Raw genomic sequence first — 16,339 nt, forward strand, 5'->3', positions numbered from 1 at the left:
AACAAGCAGTGAAAATCGTTTTTTAACAATAATAATTTTTGAAAAGGCGAGTTCTATTATATTTTTTTTAATTGTCGGCTTTAATACCTAAATTTGCGTACAAAAAAAATAAAATACCTAGAAAAGACTTTTATTATGAATATTTATCAGGATTACATTCAAGAAATTGAAGAACGAAAAGGTCAGGGACTTCACCCGAAACCAATTGATGGTGCTGAATTATTAAGCGAAATCATTGAACAAATTAAAGATTTGAATAATGAGTACAGAGAAGATTCTCTTAAATTCTTTATTTATAATGTTGTACCTGGAACTACAAGTGCTGCTGGTACGAAAGCTAAGTTTTTAAAAGAAATTATTCTCGGTCAATCTGAAGTAAAAGAGATAACTCCAGCTTTTGCTTTTGAGTTATTATCACACATGAAAGGTGGACCCTCAATCGAAGTATTATTAGATTTAGCACTTGGTAATGATGCATCTATTGCAAAAGAAGCTGCAAATGTTTTAAAGTCACAAGTTTACCTTTATGAGGCAGACACAGATCGTTTAAAAGAAGCATTTAAAAATGATAATCCAATTGCTAAAGAAATTCTTGAAAGCTATGCAAAGGCAGAGTTTTTTACAACACTTCCAGAAGTAGTTGAAGAAATTAAAGTAGTGACGTACATCGCTGGAGAAGGAGATATTTCAACAGATTTACTCTCTCCGGGTAACCAGGCGCACTCTCGTTCTGATCGTGAGCTTCATGGTAAATGTATGATTACGCCTCAGGCACAAGACGAAATAAAAGCATTACAGGCAAAACATCCTGACGCAAGCGTTATGTTGATTGCTGAAAAAGGTACAATGGGAGTTGGTTCATCAAGAATGTCAGGTGTAAACAACGTGGCACTTTGGACAGGTAAACAAGCAAGTCCTTATGTTCCATTTATTAATATTGCTCCAATCGTAGCAGGAACAAATGGTATTTCTCCAATTTTCCTAACAACAGTTGACGTTACTGGTGGTATTGGTTTGGACCTTAAAAACTGGGTAAAAAAGCTTGATGCAGAGGGTAATATTATTCGTAATGAGAATAATGAGCCTATTTTAGAAGAAGCTTATTCTGTTGCTACAGGAACCGTACTTACAATAAATACAAAAACTAAAAAGCTATATAACGGCGATAAAGAATTAATTGATATTTCTAAGGCATTCACACCTCAGAAAATGGAATTTATAAAAGCTGGAGGATCATACGCAATTGTATTTGGTAAAAAACTTCAAACATTAGCGGCGAAAGTTTTAGATATCGAAGCTCCTCTTGTATTTGCTCCATCAAAAGAAATTTCTATTGAAGGACAAGGACTTACAGCAGTAGAAAAAATCTTCAACAAAAATGCTGTTGGAATAGCTCCAGGTAAAGTATTACATGCAGGTTCAGATGTTCGTGTAGAAGTTAATATCGTAGGTTCACAAGATACGACTGGTCTTATGACTGCTCAGGAATTAGAATCTATGGCGGCTACAGTAATTTCGCCAATCGTTGACGGTGCATACCAATCTGGTTGTCATACAGCTTCAGTATGGGATAAAAAAGCTCAGGCAAACATTCCTAAATTGATGAAATTCATGAACGATTTTGGATTAATCACAGCTCGTGATCCAAAAGGTGTTTATCATGCAATGACTGATGTAATTCACAAAGTTCTAAACGATATTACAATCGATGAGTGGGCTATCATTATTGGTGGTGACTCACATACAAGAATGTCAAAAGGTGTTGCTTTTGGTGCTGACTCAGGAACAGTTGCTCTTGCACTTGCTACCGGTGAAGCTTCAATGCCAATCCCAGAATCTGTAAAAGTGACATTTATTGGAGAAATGAAAGATTATATGGACTTCCGTGATGTAGTTCATTCAACACAAGCTCAAATGCTTAAAAAGTTTGGTGGAGAGAATGTATTCCAAGGAAGAATTATTGAAGTTCATCTTGGGACTCTTACTGCTGACCAAGCGTTTACATTTACAGATTGGACTGCAGAGATGAAAGCAAAAGCTTCTATCTGTATTTCTGAAGATGATACCTTAATCGAATCATTGGAGATTGCAAAAAGCAGAATCCAGATTATGATTGATAAAGGAATGGACAATGAAAAACAAGTTCTTCAAGGATTAATCAACAAAGCAGATAAGAGAATTACAGAGATTAAATCAGCTGAGAAACCAGCATTGACTCCGGATTCTAATGCTAAATATTATGCTGAAGTTGTTGTAGATCTTGATCAGATTATCGAACCAATGATTGCTGATCCAGACGTAAACAATGTTGATGTTTCTAAGCGATACACACACGATACAATCAGACCTTTATCTTTCTATGGTGGAGAGAAAAAAGTAGATCTTGGATTTATCGGTTCTTGTATGGTTCACAAAGGAGACATGAAGATTTTGGCTCAAATGCTTAAAAATATTGAAGATATACATGGTAAAGTTGAGTTTAAAGCGCCTCTTGTAGTAGCGCCTCCTACTTACAATATCGTAGATGAACTTAAAGCCGAAGGTGATTGGGAAGTTTTACAAAAATATTCTGGTTTCGAATTCAACGATAATGCTCCAAAAGGTGCGGCTCGTACTGAATATGAAAACATGTTATACTTAGAGCGTCCGGGTTGTAACCTTTGTATGGGTAACCAGGAAAAAGCTGCAAAAGGAGATACTGTAATGGCAACTTCTACACGTCTTTTCCAAGGAAGAGTTGTAGAAGATTCTGAAGGTAAAAAAGGAGAATCATTACTTTCTTCTACACCTGTTGTTGTTTTGTCTACAATTCTTGGTAGAACTCCTACATTAGAAGAGTATACAGCAGCGGTAGATGGTATTAGCCTGACTAGGTTTGCACCGTCTCACAAGTTGTTAGTTATGTAATCACATGATTGTTAATTATAATTCAAAAGCCCGAGTATAAACTCGGGCTTTTTCTTTTCTACCTACTCTATTTTTCGTAACTTGTCATGTTCAAAATAAAAAAACAAAAACAATTATACTTATGGCTTTTGATATTGAAATGATTAAAAAAGTGTATGAGAACATGCCAGGGCGTGTTGACAAAGCACGCGAGATTGTTGGTCGTCCACTTACTTTAACGGAGAAAATTTTGTACAATCACCTTTGGGATGGAAATCCAACGAAGGCGTTTGGAAGAGGAGTAGATTATGTTGATTTTGCTCCGGATCGTGTAGCGTGTCAGGATGCAACGGCGCAAATGGCATTATTACAATTTATGCACGCTGGTAAACCTAAAGTTGCAGTACCTACAACGGTGCATTGTGATCACTTGATTCAGGCAAAAGTAGATGCTGCAACCGATTTGGCCAGAGCAAAAACACAAAGTAACGAAGTTTTCGATTTCTTATCGTCAGTTTCAAATAAATACGGAATTGGTTTCTGGAAACCAGGAGCTGGAATTATTCACCAGGTAGTACTTGAAAATTATGCTTTCCCTGGAGGAATGATGATTGGTACCGATTCGCACACTGTAAATGCAGGCGGTTTAGGAATGGTAGCTATTGGTGTTGGTGGAGCAGATGCCGTAGACGTAATGTCCGGTATGGCTTGGGAATTAAAATTTCCTAAATTAATTGGAGTAAAACTAACGGGTAAATTATCAGGATGGACTGCTCCTAAAGATGTTATCCTTAAAGTTGCCGGTATTCTTACTGTAAAAGGTGGTACAGGAGCAATCGTTGAATATTTTGGAGAAGGTGCAACTTCTATGTCATGTACTGGTAAAGGTACTATTTGTAATATGGGTGCTGAAATTGGAGCAACAACTTCAACTTTTGGTTATGATGATTCTATGAGTCGTTACCTGCGTTCTACAAACAGAGCAGATGTTGCTGATGCTGCAGATAAAGTGGCTTCTTACTTAACCGGAGATCCGGAAGTTTATGCTAATCCTGAGAAATATTTTGATCAGGTTATCGAAATCAACTTAACAGAATTAGAGCCGCACTTAAACGGACCATTTACGCCGGATTTAGCGACTCCAATTTCTAAAATGAAAGAAGCAGCGATCAAAAATAACTGGCCATTACAAATTCAGGTAGGTTTAATAGGTTCTTGTACGAACTCTTCTTACGAAGATATTTCTCGTGCAGCTTCTTTGGCAAGACAAGTAAGTGCTAAAAACTTAAAAACTAAATCTCAATTTACAATTACTCCGGGTTCAGAAGTAGTTCGTTATACAATCGAAAGAGATGGATTTATAGATACTTTCGAGAAAATCGGAGCAACCGTTTTTGCTAACGCCTGCGGACCATGTATTGGTATGTGGGACAGAGAAGGAGCAGAGAAAGAAGAAAGAAACACTATTGTTCACTCTTTCAACCGTAACTTCTCAAAACGTGCAGATGGTAACCCAAATACTTTAGCCTTCGTAGGTTCGCCAGAATTGGTTACCGCTATGGCAATTGCAGGAGATTTAGGTTTTAACCCATTAACAGATACTTTAATTAACGAAGACGGTGAAGAAGTAATGCTTGAAGCTCCAACAGGAGACGAATTGCCTCCGAAAGGATTTGATGTTAAAGATCCGGGCTTCCAGGTTCCGGCTGAAGACGGTTCAGGAGTTCAGGTTGTTGTAAGCCCAACATCAGAGCGTTTACAATTATTAGCTCCGTTTGATGCCTGGGATGGTAAAAATATTACGGGAGCAAAATTATTAATCAAAGCATTTGGAAAATGTACGACGGATCATATTTCTATGGCAGGACCATGGTTACGTTTCCGTGGACATTTAGATAATATTTCTAACAATATGTTGATTGGTGCAGTAAATGCATTTAACCAAAAAACAAATTCAGTTAAAAATCAATTAACGGGTACTTATGATGCAGTTCCAGCTGTAGCTCGTGCATACAAAGCAGCAGGAGTTCCGTCTATCGTTGTGGGAGATCACAATTATGGCGAAGGTTCATCTCGTGAGCATGCGGCTATGGAGCCACGTTTCTTAGGAGTTAAAGCTGTATTAGTAAAATCGTTTGCTCGTATTCACGAAACAAACCTTAAAAAACAAGGACTTTTAGGATTGACATTTGCTAATGAAGCAGATTATGATAAAATCCAGGAAGATGATACTATTAACTTTACTGATTTAACGGAGTTCGCTCCGGGAAAACCATTAACGTTAGAATTCGTTCACGCAAATGGTACAAAAGATATTATCCTGGCAAACCATACTTACAACGCTGGTCAAATTGGCTGGTTCGTTGCAGGTTCAGCATTAAACTTAATTGCTGCCGGAAAAGCATAATCTTTAAGATTCAATTATACTAAAAACGCTCTGTGAAAACAGGGCGTTTTTTTATTAGGAGCTATTTCCAGCTATTCGCTATATCTTTTTTATGGCAGAAAAAGCCATAAAAAAGGATGCCGCTTCTATCTGGGCTAGGGCACAAATATTATAAATCAATTTTAAACACAATCCCTTTGTGATCTCAAAGCAAAGCGCAATTCACAAAACCTTGCGGTAAAATTTTCTTTGTTGAGTTATTTACATGGCTTGTTTTTTATAAGAAAAGACATTTTTCAAATAATAAACTAAATTCAAACAATATCAATCATTTGCTTTAGCTAAATTTGATCCGGATGACAAAACCTTAATCTTATTCAGTTGAGTCGTTTCAAATTCATCAACATTAATACTATAAACATTTGCCGAAGGTGTGCTTGAATAAGAGTTTTCAGTGCTTCCTCCTAAAATATACAATTTACCATTATAGTAGTGCATGCTCGATTGTTTTAAGCTAAGATCTGTAAGATATTGTTTTAACTGTTTTGATTTAATATCGTAAACATACATTTTATCATTTTCAAAAAAGTAAATGGTGTTATCATGATAAGTTACAGCAGGTTTTTCTAATCCATCAAATAATTCCCCTTCGGTTTGCCATTTTTCAGTAGCCAAATCAAAAGTTTCAATCTCAGACAAAGGATTTCCGTTATTTCCTCCAATAAGATAAATTTTGTCATTAACCAATACTCCCGAAGCTTCTTTGGCAGTTGGCATACTTGCAAGTTCGTACCAATAACCAGAAGTAATATTATAAAGATGTACCTTGTTTGTAAAGACTTTTTTATTGTTTTCTGTGTTCATTTTTATAGAACCGCCAATTACTATAATATTGTCACTGTAGGTAAAAGAAGCGGCGTCAGAAGCCTGATGCGGATTTGTTTTGTCAACGGTAATGCTTTGCTTTTTGGTGTCAAATACCTCAATTTCATCTTGTAGATACTGAAATTTTCCATTTGCAGATATTCTTTTTCCTCCTATAATATAGATTTTATTGTCGTAATAATTAAGGTTATGATACGCTCTTTTTTTGAATTTTAGTTCGGAGTTTTCCCATGAATCATTTTTAATATCATAAATCAATAATTTGTCTTTGTAGAATTCCCCATTAGATTGAAACATAACTTCTCTCAGGTAATCTGCCATGGTAAAATCAGGTCTTTCGCGTTTAACTTTTTCCCATGGATCTGTTTTGTAACTTGCATCCCCGCCTATAACATAAATTTTGTCCTCTTTCAAAATAGAACCGAAAGCGTAGATTCCGTATTTTAAAGGTTCTAATTTGGTAGAATGTAGTTTTGATTTTAATCTTATTTTTTGATTGGAAGAAATCGTTAAGCCTTTTAGGTTTTCGACATCTTCGGGAAGTGAAACTTTGAAATTTAGTTTCTTTAAATCTGTAACGGTAATTTTTGTAGTTATAAAACCAACATGAGAAAATTGTAACGTGTCAGAGTCTTTAAATTCTGTGAGAAGTTTCAAAGAAAATTCGCCTTTTGTACTTGTTAAAGTTCCAACATGGCTGGATAAAGCGAAAATATTGGTGTCTTCAATAGGAAGATTGTTTTTTTCAGAAACAACAATACCTTTTATGTTTTGAGCAATTGATACTAAAGGCAGGAAAAAGAGTGTTAAGATTAGTTTTTTCACAAGGTTTTCAGGTTTTGAGTTAGTTTTAGACTTAAAAATGCTGATTTTTATAAAGTGTACTGTTTCAAAATGTTGGCTCAATTTCTATGCCGATTTTGTTAATTTCAACCAAATAAGTTGTTAAAAAACGTGTTTTTTTTACTTTAAAAAGTTAAATTCGCCTTACGAGTAATATAATTGATGTTTTTGAGTTTAAAGTTAGACATTTTAATCTCAAAAGTAGAGTGACAAATAAATTTCAATAGATAATGGTTTTTAGATTAGTAATAGTATTGTTTTTTTTCAGTGTCGGTGCTTTTTCTCAGGAAAAATACATTAAACACACCATTTCAAAAGGAGACAACCTTACTACAATTGCTAAGAAATATGGAGTAAAACCAAAAGATATTGCAGAGGCAAATCCTGATGCGCCTAAAATTTTGAAGTTAAATTCGGTTCTATTAATTCCGAATAATAATAAAAAGGTCGCGACAAAAAAAACGGAAACTATTGCCAATACAGCTCCTGCAATAATTTTAAATTCAAATCTGCACGAAGTACAAGAAAAAGAAAATCTTTGGGTAATCTCAAAAAAATATAATATCTCTGTTGATGATTTAAAAAAGGCAAATCCGACATTGGAAAGTGATGATCTGAAAATAGGGCAGAAGCTTAATATCCCGTCTAAAGCTATTGTATCGAGAGAAAATACAAGTAAAAATCAGAAACCAGAAAATCAGGAAATAATCCCTTCAACAGATGTAGAAGTCTTTGTTGAGGTAAAGCCGAAAGAGACAAAATATGTTATTGCCAAAAAATATGGAATAACAGTTGCAGAACTGGAGCGACAAAACCCATCTATTAAGAAAAAATTGCCAGTTGGTTATCTTTTAAAAATTAGAACTTCAAAAGAAAAAGCCAATCAGCAAATAAAAGATACTTCTATAACATCTCAAACCCAGGTTGCAGAAAATACTGTTGTAACTTTAGAAAATGCAACTCAGGTTACAGAAGCTGGAAAACCAGAAGTTATTCCTTCAACATCAGATGTTGAAGTTGCTGTTGAGGTTTTGCCTAAAGAAACAAAATATGCAATTGCAAAAAGATACGGAATAACAGTTGCAGAACTAGAGCGCCAAAACCCGTTTATAAAAGGGAAATTACCAGTTGGTTATGTGTTGAAAATTCGTACTTCAAAAGAAAAAGCTGCTGCTTTAGAAGCTTCAAACGCTGCGGTGGTTGCAAAAGATACTTTAGCTCCTCCTGTTCAGGTTGCAGAAAATTCAGAAATTAAAGAAGATTCATCGACAGTAATAAGAGTAAGTAATCACTCAGAATTAGTAGATCAATTGATTGTAAATGCGACTGAAAATATTGGAGTAAGATATCGATCGGGCGGAACCACAAGAGCAGGTTTTGATTGTTCAGGATTAATGATTTGTACTTTTAATAGTTTTGATATTAAGCTGCCAAGAAGTTCTATCGAACAATCTCGAATTGGTTTCAAAGTCAACTCAGAAGAGGCTCAGAAAGGTGATTTAATTTTCTTTAGAACAAATGGAAGGCGGCATATTAACCATGTTGGAATGGTAGTTGAAGTGCTGGATGGAGAAATTAAATTTGTTCACTCGTCAACACACGGCGGAGTAATGATTTCGTCAACAAAAGAGCCATATTACGGAAGAACCTTTTCTCAGGTAAATCGTGTTTTACAATAGCTTTTCAATTATAAAAGCTTCCTTTTTAATTCTTCAATTGGAAAAGGCTTATTTAAAAAATCAGTTACATACGGATTTTCTTCAATCAGTCTAATTTCGTCAGAATCTAAAGTCGACGAAAGAACATAAATTTGAATTCCTTTTTTTACTTCGTTACTAAGTCTGTGGAATTCTTCCAAAAATTCAAAACCATTCATAATTGGCATCTGAATATCTAGTAAGATGATAAGGGATTGTTTATTCCTTTTATTAGCGTTGAGCCATTGAAGACCTTCTTTGCCATTATTTGCAATAGCTACTTGGTCAACACTAAGTATTTTTTTTAGTAATTGCGTCGTAACAAGCTGGTCGATTAGGTTGTCTTCAATCAACAAAAATAAAGGTTTAAGTTCCATAAGCGTTAGGGATTGCTACAATAAACTTACTGCCAATCTTACTTTCCGAAAACACAGAAATGTTTCCTTTGATATTCTCAACAGCTTCTTTTACAATATAAAGACCTAAACCAGATCCTTTGTTTTTATTTGTACCATAATACATCTCAAAAATATAGTCTTTAAATTCGTCGTTGATGCCAATTCCGTTATCAGCAACTTCAATTTTATTAAAACCCTCCTGAATATAAGTTTTTATAGAAATAAACATTTCCTGTTTAGTGTTGTCAGCATATTTTATAGCATTAGAAAGTAAATTGCTGATAATAATTTTTAGGCGCAAACCATCACTCTGAATTTGATCAACCAATAATTCTTGTCTAAAAGTTATTCTGTTGGCATTTTCGATGTGCATTAATTGCGAAATTGATTCGTTGAACAAGTTTTGCAAGCTAACCGGTTCCATTATGATTTGTATTCGCTTATTTTTTGAATAATCAATAATGTCACTTAGAAACTGATCTTGTTTGGCAAGACTTTGATACATCAAACTCAGGTAGTTTTTAATTTGAGTAACGTCATCTTCCAGTTGGGTAATTTCTATCAAACCTTTCAAAGAAGTTATGGGAGATCTCAAATCATGTGAGGCACTATAAACAAAACGATCAAGCTCATGATTAACAAGAATTAGATTCTCATTTTTAGTTTCAGTTTCTTTTTTAGAAACAATTAAACGTTTTACCATTATCGAATAATAAAGACAAACGCTGCAAACTATAATAAGTATGAAGGTGATATTGAAAATGGTAAGTAAAAATTTTATTTTTCGGGTTCCTTCTCCCAGCGTATTCGAGAAATTTCGTTCGTTAATGGTAAGCTTGTCACTTATGACACTAATTTCCTGAAGGAATTTTTTTTGATCATCAATACTCAAAATGTCGTGGCTTATTTTGGCATTGATTTGTTCGCCAATAACAAATAATTTAAAGATTAACTGATCACCCTGACCCCATTCGTGTATAGCTTTTGACAAGTATGAAATTTGTTTGAAGTTGACAAATAACCAAATCAAATCATCCAGATCGTCTTGATGATTTCTGCCTACAAGTAAAGCTTTTCGGGCTACTGCATTGTCACCAGCTTTTAAAAGTGTTTCTCGGGCAATGCCATCTCCTTGCGGAACTTTTAATTCTTCCTGATACAATTTCCATTGATTTTTGTCTTTGGTAAAAAGATAAGTTATAAGATGGCGTGAAGCATCTTTTTGACCTTTTGAATAATGTGATTCGCCATTGACATATGCCCTGTTTGCAGATAAGATTTTGATTGTAAAAAAGTTAATGCAAATTAATAAAGCGCAAGATATAAACACTATCAATAAAAGAATAAAGACATTAGGAAAACGTAGTTTTTTTAAAAATTGGACCTTAGACATAATTTTTGAATTTGTACGTTAATAATTTAGTTCTTCTGTCTTGCAAAGGTTGCTTTGTAAGCTGTTTTTCTCTGTTTTTATAATCTTTTTGGGTGATTATTTAATTAGTCTAAAAAGGTAAACAATTGTTAATGAAATGTTTGAAATTTTAGGACTGATTAAGTCCAGTATCAAATTTAGCAAAAAAAGGGTGGAGTTTAACGGATGATTTATTTTTTCTTGTTAAATTTATTTTTATAGTTTAAAATACTGATAATGAAATAATTGAATATTATTTTTTGAAAAGAATAAATGGTGCTTGAGCTTTGGTCTAATCAGAATAGGATTAAATCTCAGTACTTCAAGGGAAATAGAAATAAAGGTAGAGAGTCTGTTTTGTTTAACAATTGAATTTCGTCTAATGAATGTTTTATTTGCTGATTTTTTCAAAAGCCTTTTTTGTAATAACCTTTAGTTTGTCAGTTTTACAATCTCAAATTGAAATATATTATTCTGAAATTTCAGATAGATTTACCCAATAAATAAATTTCTCATAAAACATTATGGTGTAGTATAGGTATCTGCGAAGGTTGTCAATTCTCATGCTTCAAATTTTGATGCCAGAAATGTCCACAACCATTCTTACACTCTGTATTTCGTCTTTCAGTATCAGTGACTTTAAAAATCCAAACTAATGAGATTATCGTTTTTGTATTTTCATTTTTAGGAAGTTTAGCCAATTTATTAAAGGCAATTTTTGGGGTAAAACTTTTTAGAATTACAATTGAAGTATAAGTTGGTTTTAAGGGAATTGTATTTATCGCGTTTTGATAAGTTTCAGTATTATAGTCTGTTTTATCTGGAATAGAGTTGAATATATAATTTTTTAAGAATGCAAAGAGTATTTCAAAATTATATTTTTCTTCTTCTAAAAGCTTTGTACCAAGTTCAAAATTTATTTTGTCTTGTGCAATTTTGTTGATTATTTCTTCGTGTTGATACATTTAAAACATGAGTTTTTTTGTGAAATTTATTTTTGAAATAAATTCAATTCGAAGATATAAATTTTTTTAAGTGAAAAAACTGCAGCTTTTTTTAAGGCTACAGCTTTTTTGCTTACCATACATTACCATTAAAACTTATTTTTTGTTTGAATCTATTTTTATATGATACCAAATGCAAAAAGATGAAAAAGTATAATTTTATTGAAAACTATCAATGTAATTACTATTTAAAATTTATAATGGAAATGAGATTTGCGTGAGGGATTGCTTCACTTGAATCTATTTTTTTATCGGAGTTCAGTGAACTTGTTTGAGGCGGTATCTCCTGATTTAGAAAAACAAGGCTTTTTAGCCGTAGTTTTGTTAATCGGGAATTTAGCCGAAAGCCCGACCCGGAGGGGCACGCCCACAATATTTCTAAAGAATCTAAAATCTGCAGTCTAAAATCTAAAATTTCTAAAAAAAGTATATCTTTAACCAACCCAAAAAGCAAAAAAATGCAAGAAAACGACCAGGAAAATTTTAAAAGAGAACTCGGATTATTAGACGGAACCATGCTTGTTGTGGGTTCTATGATTGGATCCGGGATATTTATTGTAAGTGCTGATATTGCCAGACAAGTAGGATCTGCGGGATGGCTAACATTAATATGGTTAATCTCTGGATTGATCACTATTATAGCCGCAGTAAGTTACGGCGAGTTGAGTGCGATGTTCCCAAAAGCAGGAGGACAGTATGTATATCTTAAAGAGGCATATAATAAACTAATCGCATTTTTATACGGTTGGAGTTTTTTCGCCGTGATTCAAACAGGGACTATTGCTGCCGTTGGTGTAGCATTTTCGAAGTTTGCTGCTTATCTCTATGAACCTTTAAGCGACGAAAATATACTTTATGAATTAGGTTCTTTTAAACTCAATGCTGCACAGTTAGTATCAATTGTTACGATAATCCTACTGACTTTTATTAACAGCCGAGGGGTAAAAAACGGAAAAATTCTTCAGACGGTTCTAACAATTATCAAAATATTATCCTTGTTAGGTTTAATCGTTTTTGGATTAACATTAGGAGCAAAGGCTTCAATTTGGGACGCTAACTGGACTGATGCCTGGACACCACGTATGTATAATGCTGATAATGGTTCTTGGCTGCCAATAGGTGGAACGGCTTTGATTACTGGAATATCTGCTGCAATGGTTGGATCATTATTCTCAAGTGACGCTTGGAATGGTGTGACTTTTATCGCGGGAGAAATCAAAAATCCAAAGCGAAATGTAGGTTTCAGTTTGTTTTTAGGAACCTTTATTGTGACGATTATTTATGTCTTGACAAATTTGATGTATTTGGCAGTAGTTCCGTTAAACGAAATTGCAACGGCAAAATCAGATAGAGTGGCAGTTGTAGCTTCTGATTATATTTTTGGAGACATCGGGACGTTAATCATTGCAATTATGATTATGATTTCGACTTTTGCCTGCAATAACGGATTAATTATGGCTGGAGCAAGAGTTTATTATACAATGGCGCAAGATGGTTTGTTCTTTAAAAAAGCGGCAGTTTTAAACGAATCAGGAGTTCCGGCATGGGCGCTTTGGGCACAATGTATTTGGGCTTCGGCTTTGTGTTTGACTGGTAAATATGGAGATTTATTAGATTTTGTAATCATCATTGTATTGATTTTTTACATACTTACAATTTACGGAATTTTCATCTTACGAAAAAAAATGCCGGATCTTGAAAGACCTTACAGAGCATTTGGGTATCCTTTTTTACCAATGTTTTATATCGTAGTTGCAACAGCAATTTGTATCTCATTATTAATCACAAAATTCTCAACATGTGGTTGGGGAGTATTAATTATGCTAACTGGAATTCCGGTATATTACTTAACAAAACCGAAAGAATAAGAGAGGTGCAGAGGCTCAGAGGTGCAAAGGTTCAAAGTTTAAATACGACATGAATTTACCCGCGGATTTACACAGGTTTTATTTTTTTACTTTTAATTATGCTTCAAAATATAAATGCCTTGCTTTTAGCAAGGCATTTTTTGTATTTTTTTTGAATTATAAAAATCAGCATAAACCCGTTTAATCCGTTAAATCTGTGAGTAAAAAAAAGACACTACCCAATTTGCAAAAGCAAAAAATGTAGTGTCTTTTAATTTAAATAATCTAAAAAGCTGTTGGTGTAAATTACACCATTTCAGTTTCAACAGATGATTTTATAGTTGAATTAATAATAGACAAGGTAAGAGGGTCTGATTCTCCGGAGAAAAATGCTTCTAGTATTTCTTGAAATACAGGATTTGTATTTTCGACCAAAGAGAAAAGCGTCATAGACGAACGCAATTTACGTGCATCTAAATCACCTAAAATTCCGTCGGCCGATTTTCTTTTGAAAGTCAAAAATAACTCAGAAATCTCTATAAGGTGTTTTCCTAAAATAGGATGTTCTAAATATTCGGTTGCTTCTTTCAGGTCGTTAATGGCATAATAATTTGCAGTATCGCTTTTGCCTAATCCTTTAATCTGAGGAAAAATGAACCACATCCAGTGTGTTTCTTTTTTACCTTTTTTGATTTCAGAAAAAGCAGTAAGATAAAGTTTGTTTTGCGCATCTAAGAAACGCAATAAATCATTGTTTGAGTGAGCCATTTTGGTAATGTATATATAAAAAAAGGTTGCAAAAGTAGTAAAAAAGATAGGGTCTGCCTAATAAAAGGTGCATACACTGAGTATTTTAACTTTTTGAGGAGGAATTTTCCTCGTCGTTATAAACTCATTTATAGTTATTTATAATCATTCACTTCGTTTAGTTCTTCTAAAGGTTAAATTTATTCTGGGTAACACATTTTTGGCAGTTTTAGGAACCTGATGTTGCCAGAAACTATTGGTTGTACCCGCCATTAATAAAAAAGAACCGTGATGTAAAGGGATCTCAACTTGCGGAATATCTTTTCGGAATTTATGACGTAATCTAAACATTCTCGTTTCTCCAAAAGTCACCGAAGCAATAATTGGGTTTGGTCCTGAATTATGTTCTTTATCGCTGTGCCACGCAACACCATCGCTGCCGTTTCGGTATAGATTTAGCAACAGACTATTAAATTCAAGTTGAGTTTCTCTTTCAACACGGCCTCTAATAGTTAATAATTCATAAGTCCAGTCCGGACCATTTTGATCTGCTCCGATATTATCTTTGTCTTCATACCAGGAAATCATTCGGGGAGCTGTAACAATTTTATCATACATTTCCATTTCATATTCCCTCCATTTAGTCTGACGAAGTAATTTTTCATAAAAACGATCAGATTCTTCTTTGGTAAAGAAGTTATCAATCAAAATAAGTTCTGCATCAGGGAGGTCAAATATTTTTTTTCCTTTTAAACCTGTCGCAAATAATTCGGTATCGCTAAATAGTGTCATAAGTCAATACTTTAAGTTTATAGCTCTATTTTAATAAGTTCTTGTTGAAAAAAACTTTACGTGGATTTTTTTCTGCGTAAGCAAAAATCAATTGCACAATGTATTGATTGCTTTTATAAGGTGTAGCATAATTTTTTACTTCTGATGGATCAGTAATTGCAACATCTAACGGAATATATCCCATACCATAAAAATGTCCATTTTCTATCCAGATACAGCTTCGTTCGTGTGCTGTTCTTCCTTTTTCTATAATTGCAAAAGTGGGTCTGTTACTTAATAAAAAATCAATAGCATTGTCGACTTGTTCATTATGCAGCGAAACATCCGGTAATTCTTTTACATCATTATTTTTAAATATTTCTCCTTCTTCAGGTCTTGAATATTTGCAAAATCTATAATCAATTTCAAATTGTTCTGCCAAACCCCGCAGTATATTTGTTCCTTCATGTATACTGCTGAAATGTTCAATGCATGACTGAAATTTATTGAGTTTTCCAATTGCCAGATATTTGTATCCATTGCGGGCTTCATATTGATATAACCCAAATCTTGGTTCAAAACGTTTTAGTGCTCTATTGTATGTTGGCCAAAGGTGCTTGATTTCTGTGCATTCTAACAAGAGTGCCATCAATTCGTTACCACAAACCTCAAAGGAAATACTGTAGATATCCCGCAGGAAATGTTGTCTTTGCGGATTTATTTTATGTCCGCTAAAATGAGAAGCTACACGTTTTTTTAAGTTGATTGCTTTACCAACATAAATTACCTTTTTAACTTCATTATAAAAATAATACACGCCTGGTTTTTCCGGTAAGTTGTTGAAATCTTCAGGAGGTAAATTGGGCGGTAAACGCTGATCTTGTGACGTGTTTTTGATCATTTGTTCTATATGACCTTCATCGTCCCATTCGAGTAATCGGGAAAATAAAATTGCAGTAGCAGCTGCATCTCCGCCGGCTCGGTGCTGGTTTTCTAAAGGTATATCTAATGAACTGCAAAGTTTACCCAAACTGTATGATGCAAAACCAGGTCTGATTTTTCTTGCTGCGCGAACGGTACATAGTTTTTTCGCCGTCCATTTAAATCCTGCTTGTTCCAGTTGATGGCGAACAAATGAATAATCAAAGTTGACATTATGTGCGACGAAAATACGATCAGTAAGCATTTCCAAAACTTTATCTGAAATATCATCAAAGATTGGTGCATTAGCCACCATTTCATTGTTAATACCAGTCAGGGCAAAAATCGAAATTGGGATCTCTTTTTCCGGATTAACAAGTGTTTCATATCGTTCAATCACGTTTTCTCCGTCATGAATGATGATCGCAATTTCTGTAATGCGGCTGCCACTGGCGTTTCCACCTGTGGTTTCGATATCGACTATAGCATATTCCTGTTTTTTCATTTGTATATAACGTAAATCCTTCTTTTGTTATTTAAAAC

General features: G+C 34.1%; 11 protein-coding genes. 4 read left to right on the plus strand and 7 right to left on the minus strand.

Going from position 1 to position 16,339, the window contains the following annotated elements; all coding sequences use genetic code 11:
- Window positions 1-135 precede the first annotated feature (135 nt).
- Together CHB81_RS12030 and CHB81_RS12035 are read left to right on the plus strand one after the other, a co-directional pair.
- Window positions 136-2,907 carry a bifunctional aconitate hydratase 2/2-methylisocitrate dehydratase gene (locus CHB81_RS12030; RefSeq protein WP_089352111.1) on the plus strand — a complete coding sequence of 924 codons (2,772 nt, stop codon included), beginning with the start codon at window positions 136-138 and terminating at the stop codon, window positions 2,905-2,907.
- 121 nt (window positions 2,908-3,028) lie between these two features.
- The gene (locus CHB81_RS12035; RefSeq protein ID WP_089352112.1) at window positions 3,029-5,293 is read left to right on the plus strand and encodes an aconitate hydratase; all 2,265 of its coding nucleotides are present in this window, start codon (window positions 3,029-3,031) and stop codon (window positions 5,291-5,293) included.
- Between the two features lie 303 nt (window positions 5,294-5,596).
- Here CHB81_RS12035 and CHB81_RS12040 read toward each other — a convergent pair whose 3' ends face one another.
- Window positions 5,597-6,982, minus strand: coding sequence for a carboxypeptidase-like regulatory domain-containing protein (locus tag CHB81_RS12040; RefSeq protein ID WP_089352144.1), 1,386 nt, complete (start codon window positions 6,980-6,982; stop codon window positions 5,597-5,599).
- 248 nt (window positions 6,983-7,230) lie between these two features.
- Here CHB81_RS12040 and CHB81_RS12045 point away from each other — a divergent pair, with 248 nt between their 5' ends.
- On the plus strand, window positions 7,231-8,679 hold the full coding sequence (locus tag CHB81_RS12045; protein WP_089352113.1) for a LysM peptidoglycan-binding domain-containing protein: 1,449 nt from the start codon (window positions 7,231-7,233) through the stop codon (window positions 8,677-8,679).
- 8 nt (window positions 8,680-8,687) lie between these two features.
- Here the strand turns inward: CHB81_RS12045 and CHB81_RS12050 are convergent, their stop codons facing one another.
- The 3 genes from CHB81_RS12050 to CHB81_RS12060 all read right to left on the minus strand — a co-directional run bounded on the left by CHB81_RS12050 (window position 8,688) and on the right by CHB81_RS12060 (window position 11,471).
- Window positions 8,688-9,074 (minus strand): response regulator, encoded by a 387-nt coding sequence (locus CHB81_RS12050; protein ID WP_089352114.1) that lies wholly within the window; start codon window positions 9,072-9,074, stop codon window positions 8,688-8,690.
- Window positions 9,064-10,488 (minus strand): HAMP domain-containing sensor histidine kinase, encoded by a 1,425-nt coding sequence (locus tag CHB81_RS12055; protein ID WP_089352115.1) that lies wholly within the window; start codon window positions 10,486-10,488, stop codon window positions 9,064-9,066. Before CHB81_RS12055 ends, CHB81_RS12050 begins: the two co-directional genes overlap by 11 nt.
- A 572-nt stretch (window positions 10,489-11,060) precedes the next feature.
- On the minus strand, window positions 11,061-11,471 hold the full coding sequence (locus CHB81_RS12060; protein WP_089352116.1) for a DUF5958 family protein: 411 nt from the start codon (window positions 11,469-11,471) through the stop codon (window positions 11,061-11,063).
- Window positions 11,472-11,968: 497 nt separating this feature from the next.
- On the opposite strand from CHB81_RS12060, the gene CHB81_RS12065 reads away from it, so the two are divergent.
- A complete protein-coding gene (locus CHB81_RS12065; protein ID WP_089352117.1) occupies window positions 11,969-13,378 on the plus strand; it encodes an APC family permease in 1,410 nt (469 codons plus the stop codon).
- 285 nt (window positions 13,379-13,663) lie between these two features.
- On the opposite strand, the gene CHB81_RS12070 is transcribed toward CHB81_RS12065, so the two are convergent.
- The 3 genes from CHB81_RS12070 to CHB81_RS12080 all read right to left on the minus strand — a co-directional run bounded on the left by CHB81_RS12070 (window position 13,664) and on the right by CHB81_RS12080 (window position 16,301).
- Window positions 13,664-14,125 (minus strand): DUF1810 domain-containing protein, encoded by a 462-nt coding sequence (locus CHB81_RS12070; RefSeq protein WP_089352118.1) that lies wholly within the window; start codon window positions 14,123-14,125, stop codon window positions 13,664-13,666.
- 144 nt (window positions 14,126-14,269) lie between these two features.
- Entirely contained in the window at window positions 14,270-14,896 is a 627-nt protein-coding gene (locus CHB81_RS12075) for an alpha-ketoglutarate-dependent dioxygenase AlkB (RefSeq protein ID WP_089352119.1), read from the minus strand.
- A gap of 25 nt (window positions 14,897-14,921) precedes the next feature.
- Window positions 14,922-16,301, minus strand: a complete 1,380-nt coding sequence (locus tag CHB81_RS12080; protein WP_089352120.1) for an exonuclease domain-containing protein — start codon at window positions 16,299-16,301, stop codon at window positions 14,922-14,924.
- Between the last annotated feature and the right edge of the window lie 38 nt (window positions 16,302-16,339).

The sequence above is a fragment of the Flavobacterium sp. ov086 genome, assembly GCF_900187965.1.
In the GTDB taxonomy this organism is placed as follows: domain Bacteria; phylum Bacteroidota; class Bacteroidia; order Flavobacteriales; family Flavobacteriaceae; genus Flavobacterium.